Origin of the sequence: Streptomyces prunicolor NBRC 13075, assembly GCF_000367365.1 — a bacterium.
Taxonomy (GTDB): domain Bacteria; phylum Actinomycetota; class Actinomycetes; order Streptomycetales; family Streptomycetaceae; genus Streptomyces; species Streptomyces prunicolor.
The window spans coordinates 1-17,793 of record NZ_BARF01000079.1 but is presented as its reverse complement, the minus strand read 5'-3'; the positions used below and the strand labels follow the sequence as shown (position 1 = coordinate 17,793).

The following is a 17,793-nucleotide window of genomic DNA, read 5'->3' as shown; positions in this document are numbered from 1 at the left end:
CTGCGTTTAGGCTCAGCGGTATGCGCTATGACCTCGTGATCTTCGACAACGACGGTGTCCTCGTCGACAGTGAGCCGATCTCCAACAGGCTCCTGGCCGGCTATCTCACCGAGCTCGGACACCCGACCTCCTATGAGGAGTCCCTCCGTGACTACATGGGTGCCGCGATGCACCGCGTCCACGATCTCGTCGAGGAGCGGACCGGGCAGCGGTTGCCGGACGACTTCGACGAGGTGTTCCACGCCCGGGTGTTCGCCGCGTTCGAGCGGGAGTTGAAGCCGGTCGCCGGGGCCGTCGACGTGCTGGAGAGACTGGTCGCGGACGGGGTGCCGTACTGCGTGGCGTCGTCCGGGAGTCATGAGCGGATCCGGGTGGGGCATCGGACCACAGGGCTGGACGAGTGGTTCGAGGAGGAGTGGGTGTTCAGTTCCGAGGACGTGGGGCGGGGGAAGCCCGCGCCGGATCTGTTCCTGTACGCGGCCGAGCGGATGGGCGTCGCGCCGGAGCGGTGTGTCGTCGTAGAGGACAGTCCGCTTGGGGTGCGGGCCGGTGTTGCCGCTGGGATGGATGTGTATGGGTTCACTGCCATGACTCCGGCCGAGCGGCTTTCGGGGGCCCGTCAACTCTTTGGTGACATGGGGCAGTTGGTTGGGTTGTTGGAATGAGCTGAGGCGCCGTGGGCACTGACATTTGTCATGTCGAGGTCCGGATGATCGGCTCTACTGGCGGGTCGGGGTCTCGCGGCAAGCTGAGGGCATGACGACGAACACGGGGTCCATGAGGAAGAACTTCGGGCCGCTTCTCGCGGATGTGGCGGTGCCGATCGGGTCCTACTACCTGTTGAAGAACGGGTTCGGGATGGGCACCGTGGCGGCGTTGGGGTGGAGCAGTGTCGTGCCGGCGGTGCGGACCGGGTGGGGGGTTGTCGCCGAGCGGACCATCAATGCTTTCGCCGTGCTGATTCTCTTCGTGAATGTCGTCGGGGTGCTGCTCAGTTTCGTGGCCGGTGATCCACGGCTGATGCTCGCCAAGGACAGTGGGATCAGCAGTGTCGTCGGGATCGGGATCCTCGTGTCCGTGGGGATGGGGAAGCCGATGATGACCGCCGGGATGAAGCCCTTTCTGGTGAAGGGCAGTGCGGAGCGGGAGGCCGTGTTCGAGCGGTTGTTGAGTGGGTCGGTGGCCTTTCGTCGGGCTGAGCGGCGGTTCTCGCTGGTGTGGGGTGTGATGTTGCTCGCCGAGTGTGTCGCGCGGATCGTCGGTGTGTACCTGCTGCCCGTGGACACCATGGTGTGGCTCGGCACGGTCGTGATGATCGGGACGATCGTCGTGACGTCCGTGGTCAGTGGGGGTGTCGCCGTCGGGCCGATGGCCCAGATGATCGATGCGGAGCTGAAGGGCGGGGACGCCCTCTCACCTGCGGTTGTGCCCTCGTTGGTCGCCGCTCGGTAAAGGTGAGCCGAATTCATCTTTGGCTGGATCTACCCACGAGTACGCCGGGGCCCTTACGCTCGCCGCCATGACAGATGTGCTGCGGCGCGGTAGGGCCTCTTTGGCGTTCAGCTTCTTCGCTCAGGGCGCCACCTTCGCGCTGCTCGTGACGCGCATCCCGGCGATCCAGGACCGGTACGGGGTCTCGGACGGGTTGCTGCCCGTCTTCCTGGCCGCCGTGCCGATCCTCGCCGGGGTCGGGAGTGTGACCACCGAGCAACTGGTGAAGCGAATACGGCCCAGCGTGCTGCTGCGCTGGTCCCAGCCCGTCGTCCTCCTGGCGCTGCTCGGGGTCGGGGCGGGCGACAGCATGGCCGAACTGGCCGTCGCCCTCGGGGCGTTCGGGCTCGGCGTGGGTGCGCTGGACGCCTCGATGAACATGCTCGGGGTGAGTCTGCAGCGGACGTACGGGCGAAGCATCATGCTCAGCTTTCATGCCGCGTACAGCCTGGGCGGGATCGTGGGGGCCTCGCTGGCGTGGGCGGGGGCGCACTGGCATCTCGCGTTGTGGGTGTCGTATCTGCCGGTTGTGGCTGTGTTGTTGCCGGCCGCCTTTGTGGGGAGTCGGTGGTACGTCGACGGGGGTGCGCCCGGTGCGGAGGTCGAGGGTGAGGGTGCGGAGGCGGGGTCGCTTGTTTTCAAGTTGCTGTTGCCGCTGTGTCTGGTGATGACCTTCGCCTATATCGGGGACTCGACCGTCTCCAACTGGAGTGCGAAGTATCTGAAGGACGTGCTGGGGAGTTCGGAGCAGGTCGCGACCGTTCCGTACAACGTCTACATGGTGATGTGCCTGGTCGGGCGCGGGATCGGGGATCTTGGGGTGCGGCGGTTCGGGGCCGTGGCCGTGGTGCGGCTGGGGGCGGTGGTGGCCGCGGTGGGGTTCGGTGTGGTGGCTGTGGCGCCGGGGGCCGGGGTCGGGATGCTCGGGTTCACCTTGGTGGGGCTCGGGTTGTGTGTGCTGGTGCCGCAGACCTTTGCGGCGGCCGGGCGGTTGTTCCCGGGGGCTTCGGATACGGCTATCGCGCGGCTCAATGTGTTCAATTACGTGGGGTTTCTGATCGGTTCGCCATTGGTGGGGGCGTTGGGTGATGCCTGGAGTTATCGCGGGGCGATGCTCGTGCCGATGGTGTTGGTGCTGGTGACGTTGGTGTACGCCCGCTCGTTCGCGCCGCAGGAGGGCCGGTACGGTGACGGGCATGAGCGGGCGCGCACAGCTGATGTGGGACGAGGCAGTAACGGGCTATGACTTCGGCCGGGACCATCCGATGGACCCGGTTCGGCTCGACCTGACCCGGAGACTTGTCGATGCCTTCGGGCTGGATGAGGTTGTGGATGTCGTAGCGGCGAAGCCTGCTGGTGATTCGACGTTGCGGCTGGTTCATCGGGAGGACTATGTCGAGGCGGTGAAGGCGGCCTCGGCTGATCCGGAGTCCGCGGACGGGGCGTATGGGCTGGGCACGATGGATGATCCCGCCTTTGCTGGGATGCATGAGGTGTCCGCGTTGATTGCGGGGCAGTCGGTGGGGGCTGCTGAGGCTGTGTGGGGCGGGGATGTTCTGCATGCCGTGAACTTCTCGGGTGGGCTGCATCATGCGATGCCTGGGGCTGCTTCCGGGTTCTGTATCTACAACGACGCCTCGTTGGCCATTGCCCGGTTGTTGGAGCTGGGGGCCGAGCGGGTCGCGTATGTCGATGTGGACGTGCATCACGGGGACGGGGTCCAGGCGGCGTTCTGGGAGGACCCCCGGGTGTTGACGATCTCCCTGCATGAGCATCCTCGGACGTTGTTTCCGCAGACCGGGTGGCCGGAGGAGACCGGGGCGGGGAAGGGGGAGGGGTCGGCCGTGAACGTGGCGTTGCCGGCCGGGACCGGGGACGCGGGGTGGTTGCGGGCCTTTCACGCTGTCGTACCGGAGTTGATCGCGGACTTTCGGCCGCAGGTGCTGGTGACTCAGCACGGGGCCGATACGCACTTCGAGGATCCGCTGGCTCATCTCGCCGTGTCGTTGGATGCGCAGCGGGCTGTGCAGGTCGCGTGTCATGAGCTCGCGCACGAGTACGCCGACGGGAAGTGGGTCGCGCTCGGTGGGGGTGGTTATGCCGTGGTGGAGGTGGTGCCGCGGTCTTGGACGCATCTTGTGGCTATCGCTGCGGGGCGGGAGATTGCGCCGGAAGCGGTGATTCCTGAGGGGTGGCGGCAGGAAGTGTTTGCTCGGACGCGGCAGTTGGGGCCGCAGCGGATGACTGATGGGCGGTGGCCGGTGGCCTACGCCGGCTGGGAGTCGGGGTATGACCCTGCCGACCGTCTTGATCAGGCTGTTGTGGCGGCGCGGCGGGCGGTGTTTCCGTTGCGGGGGTTGTTGGCGTAAGCCCCCAGCGGTGGAGCGGGTTGTCGTACGGGTGTGGGTGGGGGTGGTGGCGCGGGGATTTTTCGCCCCCGCCGCCCCTACCCGTCCCATCACTGGGGGCTGCGCCCCCAGACCCCCTCGGCCCTGAACGGCCTCGTCCTCAAACTCCCCCAGAGGGGGGACCCCAACGGGCTGGATTTGCCCGTCCGGCGCTGGATGCGAGGCCTGCTGTGTCAGCCGCAGTGGCCGGAGTCGCCGCCTGTGGCTGTGCCGATGACGCCCTGCCATACGGCGCAGTAGCCGCGGGCGGACATGTAGACGGGGCCGGCGTACGACGTGTACTGGCCGCTGTCGACGACCGGGTTGTGCTCTTCGTCGATGTCGATGTTGAGCTCGACGGCCATGTGGATCTTCGCGCCCGGGGTGTTGCGGATGGTCACGGCGCAGTTCTTGCCGGTCGACTCGTTCCAGGTCAGGAAGACCTTGCCGACGTTGCCGACCGGCGTGGAGTCGATGACCTTGTAGCCGGTGCCGCAGGCGCCGTTGTAGGTGGCGACGGCTGCCGCCTTGGTGGTGGAGGTGGCTGCCGAGGCCGGGGCTGTGGCGGCCACCGTGCCGCCGAGGGCCAGGACGGTGAGTGCGGCCGCGGTTGTCGCGCGACGGGACAGCTTGATCATGACGGTGTTCCCCCAGTTGATGATGACGCCTTGATGTTGCTGGTCAACTTGCTTGGGACGGTTGGTCGTTCCGTCCACGCAAGGTGAGACCCGGGAAGCCGTACGACAGTTGTGGCCCCTTTTGTCACCGTTCTGTCACCGGTGTTACGCCAACCGCGCGGCGTTTCCGGGGTTTTCGTCGTGCCGGGGTGCCGGGTCCGTCAGCATCGCTCCCGTGTTGACCACCGGCGCCCTCCGCGCCCATCTGCTGGCCGCCCGGCTGGCCGGACCCGTGGCGACCTCGCGGGAGGAGAGTCTGCGGAGTTATCGGGCTTTCGCCGCCCGTGATCCCCGGGTGTTGATCGGGCTTGATCCCGAATGGACTTGGGGGCAGGGGGACTTGATCCGGCTGATGGCGGACAAGTGTGGGGTTTCGGCCGACCCGGCGCACACTTCCGGGCATGATGTGATCGATCCGGAGCGGACTTTGGCCGCGTTGGACGCCTTCGCCGATCGGTTGGGGGAGGTAGCGGAACGGAGTGGGGCCGTGCTTCTCGGGACCGGGCATCCGCATCGACTGCTCGGGTTCTACGCCGCGTTGGCGGACGCCTTGTCGGCGGCGGGGTGTGCTGTTCTCACCCCTGCGCATGGTCGCTCTGTCGACATAACGACCCGGTTCGGTCTACGCACGTACAACCTTGACTACGTCCAGGGGGTCGGCCTGGTCCGTGAACCGGGCCCCGAACGCACCGGTTGTGAGCCCGGCGCACACACGCACTCACCGCTGCCGGTTCGTACCGTGCTGGGTGCGGCGGCGGAGGCCGGCGGGGTGCTTCCGGAGCTGGTGATCGGAGACCACGGGTGGGTCTGCGGAGCAGGTCAGCTGGGGTTTGAGGCCATTGGGCTGGCTGACACCGACGACCCCGCACTCTTCGTGGGTGAGGCAGAGGGGTCGGTGTCCGTGGCAGTTCCACTTGATGACGCCGTGCGGTCCGCTTACTACCGCCCGCTTACCCGCTACGTACTCAATCGGGCGTGTCTGTCACAGTAGGCCGCCGATGGGTGCACCTCTTCCCCACTCGCATCACACGCCCCTACATTGGGGAGTGAGCACGCAACGACGAAGAGTCACCGGAAGGGGAAGCCGGTGACCGTCGAGTGCGGAAGGTTCAGGTGTGTCATGGCTGCAGCTGGCGAGAGGCCTCTGAACGAGGTTCAGTTCCTTACCGTGGCGGAGGTCGCCTCGGTGATGCGAGTGTCGAAGATGACCGTGTACCGGTTGGTGCACAGCGGTCATCTGCCCGCTATCCGGGTGGGGCGGTCCTTCCGCGTCCCCGAGCAAGCGGTACACGAGTACCTTCGCGAGAGTTATGTGGGGGTGGAGACAGCCTGAGGCGATACCTCGATTACGACCTCAGCGCTCGGACGGGTAGGCTGGCCCCTTGTAGGTCGTATGGGCCCATGATGCCCAGCACCGAGTGATGAGAAGTGAGCGAGGGTAGTCGTGGGCTCTGTTATCAAGAAGCGGCGCAAGCGGATGGCTAAGAAGAAGCACCGCAAGCTGCTGAAGCGCACGCGCGTTCAGCGTCGTAACAAGAAGTAGGCGACGCGACGCAGCGAGAGCGTCTCCTGTGGCCCCCCACCGAATTCGGTGGGGGGCCACAGTTATGTTCCGGAGTTATGTTCCGGACTTTCGTCGGTCGGGCGGTCATCACAGCGCAACACCTAACCGCTAGGTTGGCCGCACACGGGTAACTCAGAAGGAAGGCGCTGATCTTGGGGAAGGTCGTGCTCGTGACCGGAGCGGCCCGTCAGTTGGGGGGCCGGTTCGTACGACGCATTCAGCGTGACCCGGAGGTCGACCGGGTGATCGCCGTGGACGCGGTCGTGCCCGGGCACCATCTGGGGGGCGCGGAGTTCATCCAGGCCGACATCCGGCAGCCCACCATCGCGCGGGTGCTCGCCGAGTCGGGCGCGGACACGGTCGTCCACATGGACGTGACGGGCACCGCCCTGGGCAGCGGCAGCCGGACCACGGTCAAGGAGACCAACGTCATCGGCACCATGCAGCTGCTCGGCGCCTGCCAGAAGTCGCCGGTGGTGAAGCGCCTGGTGGTGAAGTCCAGTACGAACGTCTACGGCTCCGCCCCGCGCGACCCGGCCGTCTTCACCGAGGGCACCCCGCCGAAGTCCCTGCCGAGCGGCGGCTTCGCGAAGGACACCGTCGAGGTCGAGGGGTACGTGCGCGGCTTCGCCCGCCGCCGCCCCGACGTCGCCGTGTGCGTGCTGCGCTTCGCCAACATCCTTGGTCCTACGGCGGATTCGCCGCTCGCGTCGTACTTCTCGCTGCCGGTCCTGCCGACCGTCTTCGGCTACGACCCGCGGCTGCAGTTCGTGCACGAGGACGACGTGATCGACGTACTGCGGATCGCCTCGCACGATCCGGAGCGGGGCACGCTCAACAGCGGCACCTTCAACATCGCCGGGGACGGCGTCCTGCTGCTCTCCCAGTGCTCGCGGCGCCTGGGCCGCCCGACCGTGCCGCTGCTGCTGCCGGCGGTCACCTGGGCGGGTTCCCTGGTGCGTACGCTGGGGATGACGGACTTCTCCCCGGAACAGATCCGGCTGCTCACCCACGGCCGGGTCGTGTCGACGGTCCAGATGCGCGAGACGCTGGGGTACAAGCCGAAGTACACGACCGCCGAGACCTTCGCGGACTTCGCGCGGAGTCAGGGCCCGGGGCTGCTGCCGCCGGAGGTCCTCTCGGGGGCCGTCGACCGGATCGCCGCGCTGTCCAAGTCGGGCAGTGGCCACCCCCCGACGCCGAGCGCCAACTGAGGAGCGCATCAACGATGGCGGATGCCAAGGTCATTCCGTTCGACGACGACCGGTCCCGCGCGAACGGCGTGCAGCGGCCGCAGCGGCGCCGGAACACGGGGAACCGGCGCAAGAACGGCGAACCCGCGCTGGTCCGTGAGGTCCAGCCCCTGCCGGGGCGGGACTTCGCGCAGGATGATGTTCCTGTGACGCGTGAGGAACAAGAGCCGGAGCAGACACCGGACGAGGACATCCAGCAGGTGCTGGGCGGCCTGGAGCGCCGGGTCGCCCACGGCCTGTCGTTCCTGCGCCGCCGACTGACCGGGGACTACGACGTCGACGACTTCGGCTACGACGAGGAGCTCACCGACGAGGTCCTGATGCCGGCGCTGCGCCCGCTGTACGAGAAGTACTTCCGGGTCGAGGTCAAGGGCATCGAGAACATCCCGGCGGAGGGCGGCGCGCTGATCGTCGCCAACCACTCCGGGACGCTGCCGCTGGACGGCGTGATGCTGCAGATCGCCGTCCACGACAACCACCCCGCGGGCCGCCACCTCCGGCTCCTCGCGGCGGACCTCGTCTTCATGCTCCCGGTGGTCAACGAACTCGCCCGCAAGGCCGGTCACACGCTGGCCTGCGCGGAGGACGCCGAACGGCTGCTGGGCCGGGGCGAGTTGGTCGGTGTGATGCCGGAGGGCTTCAAGGGCATCGGCAAGCCGTTCAGCGAGCGCTACAAACTCCAGCGCTTCGGCCGCGGCGGCTTCGTCTCGACAGCCCTGCGCAAGGGCACGCCGATCATCCCGTGCTCGATCGTGGGCGCGGAGGAGATCTACCCGATGATCGGCAACTCCAAGACGCTGGCACGCGTCCTGGGCTTCCCGTACTTCCCGATCACGCCCACGTTCCCGTGGCTGGGCCCGCTGGGCGCGATCCCGCTCCCCACGAAGTGGACGATCCAGTTCGGCGAGCCGATCCCCACGGCCGGCTACCCGCCGGAGGCCGCCGAGGATCCGATGCTGATGTTCAACCTCACGGACCAGGTGAGGGAGCAGATCCAGCACACGCTGTACAAGTTGCTGGTGCAGCGGCGGTCGGTGTTTTTCTAGTTTTCGGCTGTACGACGATGGGCGCCCCTCCGGCGAGGGGCGCCCATCGTTTTTCAGGGGCGCGGGGAACTGCGCGACCAGCCCCCACCAGCTCGCAGCCAAAAGACCGCAGAACCGACGGAGCTAATTCGCGTCCTCGCTGTCGATGCCGAGGCCGGGCAGCAAGCCCGGCAACAGCGGCGGCAGCGTGACATCCGGCTCAGTGATCGACGGCTTGCTCGCGGACGGCGACTCCGTGCCGGAGGCCTTCGGGGGGTCCAGGAGGCCCCCCGTGTTGCCACCGAGGAGGCCGTCGCCGGTGGTGGCGGACGAACTCGGGGTGCTGGAGTGGCTGGTCTCGGAGGAGTCGTCGGTGGTGCTCGGTGCCGTCGAGCGGTGGGAGCCCGTCGAGCCGCCCGTGGACGTCGTACCCGGAGCGCGGTGCTTGCCGGTGCCGGGGGTCGTCGCCGGGGGCTGGGGGAGCAGCGACTGCAGCGGGGCGACCTCTTCGTCTATGGCGTCGAAGACCGAGGAGACCTGGTCACTGACGTCGCCGAGCTGGACGGGGAGGCGGTCGCGCAGGGCGCCCCATGCCTCGCGGTGCGAGCGGGAGAACGCGGAGAGGGCCTGGATGGGGCCCAGCGAGTTCGGGTCCTGCTCGTACGCCTCGTGCAGCAGGCGGTGGCCCTCGGACGCGTCGTGGGTCATCCCGGCGAGCGTGCGGCGGATCTCGCCGAGCTGCTCGTGGTCGAGGTGGCCGCTGCGGTCCCGCTCGATCAGCCGGCGTGCCTCGCTCAGGCGGTTGGACGCCTGGTCGAGGTAGGTCATACCGCGCTGGTCGTCGCCGTCGGACAGGTAGTTGAGCTTGAAGTCCTCGATGCCGCGCTTCAGGCCGTAGAGCGAGTCACCGGGCAGGGCGCCCGAGCTCGCCGCGGCCACTCCGCCGAAGGCTCCCGCCGCGACCCCGACGCTCAGTCCGCCGGCCGCGAGGCCCTTGGAGAGCCGGGACCGCGGTCGCAGCTTGCCCAGACCGGTGGCCCGGTGCGTACCCCGGGACCGGGGGGAGCGCTGCTCCGGTACCGAGGGTGCGGGTGCCTCGCCTTGCAGCATGGCCTCGAACGCGGCGACCAGCTGAGCCCGCTGGACCACCTTGACCTCGGGGTCCAGCACGGGTTTGGGCAGCTCGCCGAGACCGGTGGCGAAGGCCAGCATGCGGCCCTGCTCGGTCTGTTCCGCAGCAGCCGGGGCCGGGGCCGGTCCTTGAGACTGCTCGGCCGCCGTGCCCTGGTCGGACTGCTCCTCTTCCAGGGCCTGGGCGAAGGCGTTCGCCCGCCGGTGCGCCGATACGTTCGCGATCACTGGCGGCACCTCCTCTCGCGTCATGACGGTCGACTCCCCAGGGGGTCCTGAGGGTTGCACAGCCTGACCACATCCACACGATCGAGTGATCGGGGAGGGTCAGGTCGTGACCACAGGGAGCCTGTATCCCGCACAACGAGTGGCGCGGCACTTGGGTTACGGACGACGGATGATCCGACCGCGAACTCAACGGACTTTCACTGAGCGCGAGTTGGGCGCTACCGAGCGTATGCCGTCAGCGGGCGTCGTCCGGGAGGAGCCGGGCGAGAGTGCGCACGGCCCGGTACTGGAGGGTCTTGATCGCACCCTCGTTCTTGCCCATCACGCGGGCGGTCTCCGCGACGGAGAGGCCCTGCAGGAAGCGGAGCGTGACGCACTCCTGCTGCTGCGGGTTGAGCCGCCGTACGGCGTCGAGCAGTGCGGCGTTCGACAGGGACTCCAGGACGGAGTCCTCGGGGGAGCGCTCGACCTCGTTGGCGTCGAGCATCTCGCCGGTGGTCACTTCCAGCCGGAAGCGGCTCGACTTGAAGTGGTCGGCGACCAGGTTGCGGGCGATCGTCACCAGCCAGGCGCCGAAGTCGCGCCCCTGATAGGTGAACGTGCCGATGCGGCGCAGGGCGCGCAGGAAGGTCTCGCTGGTGAGGTCCTCGGCGGTGGCTTTGCCTCCCACTCGGTAGTAGATGTACCGGTACACAGTGTCGCTGTACTGGTCGTAGAGGCGGCCGAAGGCGTCGGCTTCGCCGGCCTGGGCACGCTCCACGAGGTCCATCATCCGGGCGCTGTCGCTGTCAGCGGCCGGACGGCGTGCGGTGGCGGCGCCGGCCGAGCGCCCTCGTCTGCCAACAGCCGCGCCACCATCGGCCAGTGCATAGCACGGGCCTACGGGTGCGGTGGTGGCGAAGGCGGCGGGGACGGCGTACGCGGTGGGGACGAAGCCGCGCAACAGGTCTTGGACCGTTGCGCGCAGCGTAGCCAGGCCCGAGGCGTCAACCCCGACGTGTGGGTACACGGGACTCCCAGAGGCAGAGCTTCCATCACGTGCAGTACCGGAACATTCACCCGTCGTAGCGACGGAGGGGTACCGGATTGCGTCTGAGGAGAATAACGCTTCGTGCAGGCGCTGCTACACCCAGTTGCTCAAATCATCGATTACGTCGCTTCTGTAACCGGTTGACGCCCGATCAAGTACCGCAGAGTGACCGGTTGTTGATCAGAACGGTCCGAATTCAGTCAGGGACCGGGGCGTGTTGTGGCCGTGTGCAGCCAACGTGACTGGACAGGGGGTTACGCGGGTACGACTCGTGGATTGGCTGTGTTTACCGCGTCACCGGCGTCGGCGGTGCAAAGCGATCGCCGCGGCCGTGCCGCCCGCCACCGCGCCCACGCCGGCCGCCGCCGGGATGCCGACCTTGGCCGCCTTGCGGGCCGTTCGGTAGTCGCGCAGCCGCCAGTCCAGCTCGCGCGCGTGCTTGCGCAGCTTGGAGTCCGGGTTGATGGCGTAGGGGTGCCCGACCAGCGAGAGCATCGGGATGTCGTTGTGCGAGTCGCTGTACGCGGCGCAGCGCGAGAGGTCCAGGCCCTCCGCCGCCGCCAACGCCCTTACCGCCTCCGCCTTCGCGGGGCCGTGCAGGGGTTCGCCGACCAACTTGCCGGTGTAGACGCCGTCGACGGACTCGGCGACCGTGCCGAGGGCGCCGGTGAGGCCGAGGCGGCGGGCGATCACGTTGGCGATCTCCACCGGGGCCGCTGTGACGAGCCACACCTTCTGACCCGCGGCCAGGTGCGCCTCGGCGAGGGCGCGGGTGCCGGGCCAGATGCGCTCGGCCATGTACTCGTCGTAGATCTCCTCGCCGATCGACTGGAGTTCGGCGACGCGGTGGCCCTTGACGATGGACAGCGCGGAGTCGCGCGCCTCCTGCATGTGCTCGGGGTCCTCGGAGCCGGCGAGCCTGAACCAGGCCTGCTGCCAGGCGAACTTGAGGAGGTCGCGGGTCTCGAAGAACTTCCGTTTGTGCAGGCCGCGGCCGAAGTGGAAGATCGACGCGCCCTGCATGACGGTGTTGTCGAGGTCGAAGAACGCGGCCGCTCTGTCGTCGCCGAGGACCGGGAACTCCGGTTCCTCGGCTTCCATTTCCGGCGCGAGGGCGTCCTGTATGTCCTGCGCGTCCTGCGACGACTTGCGCGCTGCCTCCGCAGAGGCCTCGCCTGCCAACACACTTCGCGCCGTGGCGGAGCGCCTACGGGGAGTGAGCCATCCGAGAGCGGCCATGTCGTGAGCATAGCCAGTTTGTTCGGTGGTTCCGGAGCCGAGAGGTTCGGAGGCTGTGAACTCTCCGCGACCGGGCCGTTAAAGAAGTGCGCCGGTGGCGCGAGAATGGTGTGCATGAGTCATCTCGTCACCCTCATCCGCAAGCCCGGCTGCCATCTGTGCGAGGACGCGCAGCTCGTCGTCGAGAAGGTCTGCGCCGACCTCGGGGTCCCCTGGGAAGAGAAGGACATCACCGAGGACCAGCGCCTCCACGACGAGTACTGGGAGCAGATCCCGGTCGTCCTCATCAATGGGAAACAGCACACCTTCTGGCGGGTGGACGAGGCCCGTCTGCGCCGGGAACTGACCAGGTAGTTCAACGCGCACCCGAACGTCGCTTAGGATCGACGGCGGTTTGGTCTCGGGGGCGGGAATTACGAGGAGTGTGGCGGTTTTGCCCCCTGGAATACGTCTGGGACGCGTGCGCGTGACCCCGGTCACGTTGCCCGGGCAAATCGGACACCATCTTTGTGCACGCGTTCACAAAGACATAGCCTGCTTTCGACGGGGCGGTCTGGGTACGTGTGACCGCCCACAGCCCCGCTCTACCCGCAGGAGCACCGTGGCAACTGGCCGAACTCACCGACCGGCGAGCCGTAGCCGAGGGATTCCCGAGGCCACCGTCGCCCGTCTCCCGCTGTACCTCCGCGCGCTGACCGGACTCTCGGAGCGCTCGGTACCCACGGTCTCCTCCGAGGAGCTCGCGGCCGCCGCGGGGGTCAACTCCGCGAAGCTGCGCAAGGACTTCTCGTATCTCGGCTCGTACGGCACCCGCGGTGTGGGCTACGACGTCGAGTACCTCGTCTACCAGATCTCCCGCGAGCTGGGTCTGACCCAGGACTGGCCGGTCGTGATCGTCGGTATCGGAAACCTGGGCGCCGCACTCGCCAACTACGGCGGGTTCGCCTCCCGCGGCTTTAGGGTCGCCGCCCTCATCGACGCCGACCCGGCGATGGCCGGCAAGCCCGTCGCGGGCATCCCGGTGCAGCACGCGGACGAGCTGGAGAAGATCGTCAGCGACAACGGCGTCTCCATCGGCGTCATCGCCACCCCCGCCGGTGCCGCCCAGCCGGTCTGCGACCGTCTCGTGGCCGCCGGTGTGACGTCCATCCTGAACTTCGCGCCGACCGTGCTGACCGTCCCGGACGGCGTCGACGTCCGCAAGGTCGACCTCTCGATCGAGCTGCAGATCCTCGCCTTCCACGAGCAGCGCAAGGCCGGCGAGGAGGCCGCCAACCAGGCGGCGCACCCGACCGCCGCGCGCCGTGACGACTCCGCCGAGCAGGGCCCTGACGGGGACGTCCCCGCCGTGATGCCGGCATGAGTCTCCTCGTCGTAGGGCTGAGCCATCGCAGCGCGCCGGTCAGCGTGCTGGAGCGGGCGACGCTGAACGTGGACGCCCAGTTCAAGCTCCTCCAGGACACGGTCGCCGCCGAACCGGCCGCCGAGGCCGCGGTGTTGGCCACCTGCAACCGCATCGAGCTCTACGCCGACGTGGACAAGTTCCACGCGGGTGTCGCGGAGTTGTCCACGCTGCTCGCCCAGCACAGCGGGGTCGGCCTGGACGAGCTCACTCCTTATCTCTACGTGCACTACGAGGACCGGGCCGTCCACCACCTCTTCTCGGTGGCCTGCGGTCTCGACTCGATGGTCGTCGGCGAGGGCCAGATCCTCGGCCAGATCAAGGACTCCCTCGCCAAGGCACAGGAACTGCACTCCGCCGGGCGGCTGTTGAACGAGCTGTTCCAGCAGGCCCTCAGAGTCGGCAAGCGCGCCCACTCCGAGACCGGCATCGACCGCGCGGGCCAGTCCCTGGTCACCTTCGGCCTTCAACAGCTCTCTTCCGGTACGGCAGTTGAGGCCTGGGCCAAGGGGAAACGGGCCCTGGTCATCGGTGCCGGCTCCATGTCGTCGCTGGCCGCCGCGACCCTCGCGCGTGCCGGGGTCGCCGAGATCGTCGTCGCCAACCGCACCTCCGACCGCGCCGAGCGGCTCGCCCAGATCATCACCGAGAGCCCCGAAACGGACGTGTCCGCCCGCGCGGTACCGATGGATTCGGTGCCGTTCGAGCTGACACGTGCCGATGTCGCCGTGTCCTGCACGGGCGCGACGGGGCTTGTCCTGACGGCCGAGACGGTCGCCGCAGCGGTCGAGGGCCGGGTGTCGCAGGACGCCACGGTCGGTCGTACGGCCGTGGCGGAGGTCGTGCGGGAAGAGCTTCCGCCGACGTCCGTCGGGACCGAGGACGGGTGTCCGCTGGACCTCTCCGCGGTGCAGGCGGCGAGTGGCTTCTCCGTGATGGGGGAGGCCGCCGTGGCCGGGATGGACGCGGCGACGCTGGAGCAGCACGCGGCCTGGGCCGGCGGTACGGCGCTCGACCGGCGTGAGGCGGCCCGGCGTACGCCCGAGGCCGAGGCCGAACTCATCACCGAACTTGCCGCCATGGCCGCCACGGTCGGGCGGATCCCCGAGCGGCGCAGGCCCGAACCGGTCGCCCATATCCCGCGCCCCGCGCCGGTGTTGTCGTTCCTCGACCTCGCGATGCCGCGGGACGTGGACGCGGCCGTGCACCGGCTGGCCGGGGTGCGGCTGGTGGACATCGAGTCGCTCGCCGAGGCCTCCGCGGACGCTCCGATGGCGGCGGACGTGGACGCGGTCCGGCGTATCGTCTCCGACGAGGTCGCGGCCTTCGGGGCAGCCCAGCGGGCCGCGCACATCACGCCGACCGTGGTCGCCCTGCGCGCCATGGCCGCCGAGGTCGTCGCGGGTGAGATCGCCCGGCTCGACGGACGGCTGCCCGGCCTCGACGACAAGCACCGCGCGGAGATCACCCAGACCGTGCGACGCGTCGTCGACAAGCTGCTGCACGCGCCGACCGTACGGGTCAAGCAGCTCGCGGCCGAGCCCGGCGGCGCCGGGTACGCGGACGCGCTGCGCACCCTGTTCGACCTGGACCAGGAGACGGTGGCCTCCGTCTCCAGGGCCGTAGAAGACTCTGAGATCAGCAAGAACCGAGGGCCAGCATGAGAAGCAAGGCACCACTGAGGCTCGGGACCAGGCGGAGCAGACTCGCCCTGGCCCAGTCCGGGTTGGTGGCGGACGCCGTGAGCCAGGTGACCGGACGGCCTGTCGAGCTCGTCGAGATCACCACCTACGGCGACACCTCCCGCGAGCACCTCGCCCAGATCGGCGGCACCGGGGTCTTCGTGACCGCGCTGCGGGACGCCCTGCTCGGCGGTGAGGTCGACTTCGCGGTTCATTCGCTCAAGGACCTGCCGACCGCGCAGCACCCGGAGCTGGTGCTCGCCGCGATCCCGGAGCGCGAGGACCCGCGGGACGTGCTCGTCGCCAAGGACGCCCTGAAGTTCACCGACCTGCCCCGCGGGGCGCGCATCGGTACGGGCTCCCCGCGGCGCACGGCCCAGCTGAACGCGTACGCGCGCAGCCACGGCCTCGACATCGAGACGGTCCCGATCCGCGGGAACATCGACACCCGGGTCGGCTTCGTACGGGACGGTGAGCTGGACGCCGTCGTCCTGGCCGCCGCCGGACTGAGCCGGATCGGCCGGCTAGACGACGTGACCGACTTCCTGTCGGTCGACACGGTATTGCCCGCCCCCGGCCAGGGGGCCCTGGCGATCGAATGTGCCGCGGACAACGCGGACTTGATCGCGGCACTCGGTGAGCTCGACGACCCGTTCACGCGGGTCGCCGTGACTGCCGAAAGGTCCCTGCTCGCCGCCCTGGAGGCCGGCTGCTCCGCCCCTGTGGGCGCGCTGGCCGACCTGCTGGCCGACGGGCAGATTGTCAAGGAAATGCGCCTGCGCGGAATAGTCGGCACGACCGACGGTTCGCGTACGGTGCAGCTGTCCACCACCGGTCCCGTGCCCGAGACGCATGACCAAGCACTGGCGCTCGGTCGCGAACTCGCCGCCGAGATGCTTGCCCAGGGCGCGGCCGGTCTGATGGGGGAGCAAGCCAAGTGAGCCCCACCACTCTTCCCGCCGCCGGTTCTGAACACGGGCACGTCACCTTCCTGGGTGCCGGACCCGGAGATCCGGGACTGCTCACACTGCGCGCCGTAGAGGCGCTGGCGAACGCGGACGTTCTCGTCGCCGAGCACGAGGTGCTCGACGTCGTACGTGCGCACGCCCGACCCGGCGTAGCCGTCGTGCATCCGGATCCGAGTCCTTCTTCGGGCTCGCTCCCGGGCACAGGCACGCCTCAACTAACGGTTGTTGACGGTGCGTCAACAACCGTTGGCCTACCCGCTGTGCGGGATGCGGCACATCTTGTCATGGAGGCCGCGCGGGGCGGCAGGCGGGTCGTACGTGCGGTGTCCGGGGACCCCGGACTAGATACGTACGCCGCCGAGGAAATGCTCGCCTGCGTCGCCGCGGGTGTGCCTTTCGAGGTCGTCCCGGGTGTCGCGGCTGCCGTCGGTGTGCCCGCGTACGCCGGTGTTCCGCTGCGGGACGCGCAGGGGGCGGACGTCCGGTTCGTGGACGCCCGTACCGCGTCGGACCGGTGTTGGACGGAGGTGGGGGCGTCGGATGGCACGGTGGTTGTGTCGACGTCGCTGGACTCTGTGGCTTCGGCCGCCGGTGAGCTTGTCGCTGCGGGTCGTAAGCCTGATACGCCTATGACCGTCACAGTGGCTGGTACGACCACTCGTCAGCGGACCTGGTCCGCGACGCTCGGGACGATCGCGCAGACGCTGAAGCAGGCGAAGGTGCTGCCCTCGCCCGAGGGTGGCCGGCCGGTGATAGCCGTGGTCGGTGAGCGGTCCGCCGCCGCGCAGCGCGACCAGTTGTCGTGGTTCGAGTCCAAGCCGTTGTTCGGCTGGAAGGTGCTCGTGCCGCGGACGAAGGAGCAGGCGGCGTCGCTCTCCGACCAACTGCGGTCGTACGGGGCCGTTCCGCACGAGGTGCCGACGATCGCTGTCGAGCCGCCGCGGACGCCTCAGCAGATGGAGCGGGCGGTCAAGGGGCTCGTGACCGGGCGGTATGAGTGGATCGCTTTCACGTCTGTGAACGCGGTCAAGGCCGTTCGGGAGAAGTTCGAGGAGTACGGGCTCGATGCTCGGGCCTTTGCCGGGATCAAGGTCGCGGCTGTGGGGGAGTCGACCGCCAAGGCGTTGATCGCCTTTGGTGTGAAGCCGGATCTTGTGCCGAGTGGGGAGCAGTCCGCTGCTGGGTTGCTGGAGGACTGGCCGCCTTACGATCCCGTTTTCGATCCGATCGACCGGGTGTTTCTGCCTCGTGCGGACATCGCTACGGAGACGCTTGTCGCCGGGTTGATCGAGCTCGGGTGGGAGGTGGATGACGTGACCGCCTACCGGACGGTGCGGGCCTCGCCGCCGCCGGCCGATACGCGGGAGGCGATCAAGGGGGGTGGCTTTGATGCCGTTCTCTTTACGTCGTCTTCCACTGTGCGGAATTTGGTCGGTATCGCCGGGAAGCCGCACAACGTGACTGTGATCGCGTGTATTGGGCCTGCTACGGCGAAGACCGCCGAGGAGCATGGGCTGCGGGTGGATGTGATGGCTCCGGAGCCGTCTGTGCACAAGCTGGCCGAGGCGTTGGCGAACTTTGGGCTTCGGCGGAGAGCTGCCGCTCAGGAGGCGGGGGATCCGGTTACTCGGCCCAGTGAGCGTCGGCCCGGGGCTCGGCGCCGGCGTACGACCTGAGGTTGAGGGTTGAGGGTTCTGTTGCGGTGAGTGGGGGCGG

The 17,793-nt window shown here is 68.5% G+C and carries 18 protein-coding genes; 14 read left to right on the top strand and 4 right to left on the bottom strand.

All coding sequences use genetic code 11. The features are described from left to right. The first annotated feature begins 20 nt into the window (after positions 1-20). From SPR02S_RS33310 to SPR02S_RS33295, 4 genes are all read left to right on the top strand, one after another. Positions 21-665: an HAD family hydrolase gene (locus SPR02S_RS33310; protein ID WP_026151092.1), complete on the top strand. Its 645-nt coding sequence runs from the start codon at positions 21-23 to the stop codon at positions 663-665. A 91-nt stretch (positions 666-756) separates the two neighbouring features. Then, the gene (locus SPR02S_RS33305; protein ID WP_019061365.1) at positions 757-1,452 is read left to right on the top strand and encodes a VC0807 family protein; all 696 of its coding nucleotides are present in this window, start codon (positions 757-759) and stop codon (positions 1,450-1,452) included. 67 nt (positions 1,453-1,519) lie between these two features. After that, positions 1,520-2,737 (top strand): MFS transporter, encoded by a 1,218-nt coding sequence (locus tag SPR02S_RS33300; protein WP_026151091.1) that lies wholly within the window; start codon positions 1,520-1,522, stop codon positions 2,735-2,737. Beyond that, the gene (locus tag SPR02S_RS33295; protein ID WP_026151090.1) at positions 2,688-3,860 is read left to right on the top strand and encodes an acetoin utilization protein AcuC; all 1,173 of its coding nucleotides are present in this window, start codon (positions 2,688-2,690) and stop codon (positions 3,858-3,860) included. The genes SPR02S_RS33300 and SPR02S_RS33295 overlap by 50 nt, the downstream gene beginning before the upstream one ends. Before the next feature lie 212 nt (positions 3,861-4,072). Here the strand turns inward: SPR02S_RS33295 and SPR02S_RS33290 are convergent, their stop codons facing one another. After that, entirely contained in the window at positions 4,073-4,516 is a 444-nt protein-coding gene (locus SPR02S_RS33290) for a hypothetical protein (RefSeq protein ID WP_019061362.1), read from the bottom strand. Positions 4,517-4,730: 214 nt separating this feature from the next. Here SPR02S_RS33290 and SPR02S_RS33285 point away from each other — a divergent pair, with 214 nt between their 5' ends. From SPR02S_RS33285 to SPR02S_RS33270, 5 genes are all read left to right on the top strand, one after another. Next, positions 4,731-5,546, top strand: coding sequence for a phosphatase (locus tag SPR02S_RS33285; protein WP_019061361.1), 816 nt, complete (start codon positions 4,731-4,733; stop codon positions 5,544-5,546). A 129-nt stretch (positions 5,547-5,675) separates the two neighbouring features. Further along, positions 5,676-5,888, top strand: a complete 213-nt coding sequence (locus SPR02S_RS33280; RefSeq protein ID WP_004984898.1) for a helix-turn-helix domain-containing protein — start codon at positions 5,676-5,678, stop codon at positions 5,886-5,888. Between the two features lie 111 nt (positions 5,889-5,999). Next, positions 6,000-6,098 carry a 30S ribosomal protein bS22 gene (locus tag SPR02S_RS60695; protein WP_003948845.1) on the top strand — a complete coding sequence of 33 codons (99 nt, stop codon included), beginning with the start codon at positions 6,000-6,002 and terminating at the stop codon, positions 6,096-6,098. Positions 6,099-6,271: 173 nt separating this feature from the next. After that, positions 6,272-7,333, top strand: a complete 1,062-nt coding sequence (locus tag SPR02S_RS33275; RefSeq protein ID WP_019061359.1) for an NAD-dependent epimerase/dehydratase family protein — start codon at positions 6,272-6,274, stop codon at positions 7,331-7,333. Between the two features lie 14 nt (positions 7,334-7,347). Further along, on the top strand, positions 7,348-8,418 hold the full coding sequence (locus tag SPR02S_RS33270) for a lysophospholipid acyltransferase family protein (RefSeq protein ID WP_019061358.1): 1,071 nt from the start codon (positions 7,348-7,350) through the stop codon (positions 8,416-8,418). A 123-nt stretch (positions 8,419-8,541) separates the two neighbouring features. Here the strand turns inward: SPR02S_RS33270 and SPR02S_RS33265 are convergent, their stop codons facing one another. The 3 genes from SPR02S_RS33265 to SPR02S_RS33255 form a co-directional block, all read right to left on the bottom strand. Then, the gene (locus SPR02S_RS33265; protein WP_019061357.1) at positions 8,542-9,756 is read right to left on the bottom strand and encodes a DUF5667 domain-containing protein; all 1,215 of its coding nucleotides are present in this window, start codon (positions 9,754-9,756) and stop codon (positions 8,542-8,544) included. Between the two features lie 235 nt (positions 9,757-9,991). Next, complete coding sequence (locus tag SPR02S_RS33260; RefSeq protein ID WP_026151088.1) at positions 9,992-10,765, bottom strand: ECF subfamily RNA polymerase sigma factor, BldN family; 774 nt, start codon at positions 10,763-10,765, stop codon at positions 9,992-9,994. Between the two features lie 315 nt (positions 10,766-11,080). After that, positions 11,081-12,025 carry an HAD family hydrolase gene (locus SPR02S_RS33255; protein ID WP_052347093.1) on the bottom strand — a complete coding sequence of 315 codons (945 nt, stop codon included), beginning with the start codon at positions 12,023-12,025 and terminating at the stop codon, positions 11,081-11,083. Positions 12,026-12,130: 105 nt separating this feature from the next. Here SPR02S_RS33255 and SPR02S_RS33250 point away from each other — a divergent pair, with 105 nt between their 5' ends. From SPR02S_RS33250 to SPR02S_RS33230, 5 genes are all read left to right on the top strand, one after another. Then, positions 12,131-12,379 (top strand): glutaredoxin family protein, encoded by a 249-nt coding sequence (locus SPR02S_RS33250; protein ID WP_020684238.1) that lies wholly within the window; start codon positions 12,131-12,133, stop codon positions 12,377-12,379. Between the two features lie 247 nt (positions 12,380-12,626). Beyond that, entirely contained in the window at positions 12,627-13,388 is a 762-nt protein-coding gene (locus tag SPR02S_RS33245; protein WP_019061353.1) for a redox-sensing transcriptional repressor Rex, read from the top strand. Beyond that, positions 13,385-15,091, top strand: a complete 1,707-nt coding sequence (locus tag SPR02S_RS33240) for a glutamyl-tRNA reductase (protein WP_019061352.1) — start codon at positions 13,385-13,387, stop codon at positions 15,089-15,091. The genes SPR02S_RS33245 and SPR02S_RS33240 overlap by 4 nt, the downstream gene beginning before the upstream one ends. Continuing rightward, complete coding sequence (gene hemC, locus SPR02S_RS33235) at positions 15,088-16,050, top strand: hydroxymethylbilane synthase (protein WP_026151086.1); 963 nt, start codon at positions 15,088-15,090, stop codon at positions 16,048-16,050. Before SPR02S_RS33240 ends, hemC begins: the two co-directional genes overlap by 4 nt. Continuing rightward, a complete protein-coding gene (locus tag SPR02S_RS33230) occupies positions 16,047-17,753 on the top strand; it encodes a bifunctional uroporphyrinogen-III C-methyltransferase/uroporphyrinogen-III synthase (protein ID WP_078623080.1) in 1,707 nt (568 codons plus the stop codon). The genes hemC and SPR02S_RS33230 overlap by 4 nt, the downstream gene beginning before the upstream one ends. Positions 17,754-17,793: the final 40 nt, after the last annotated feature.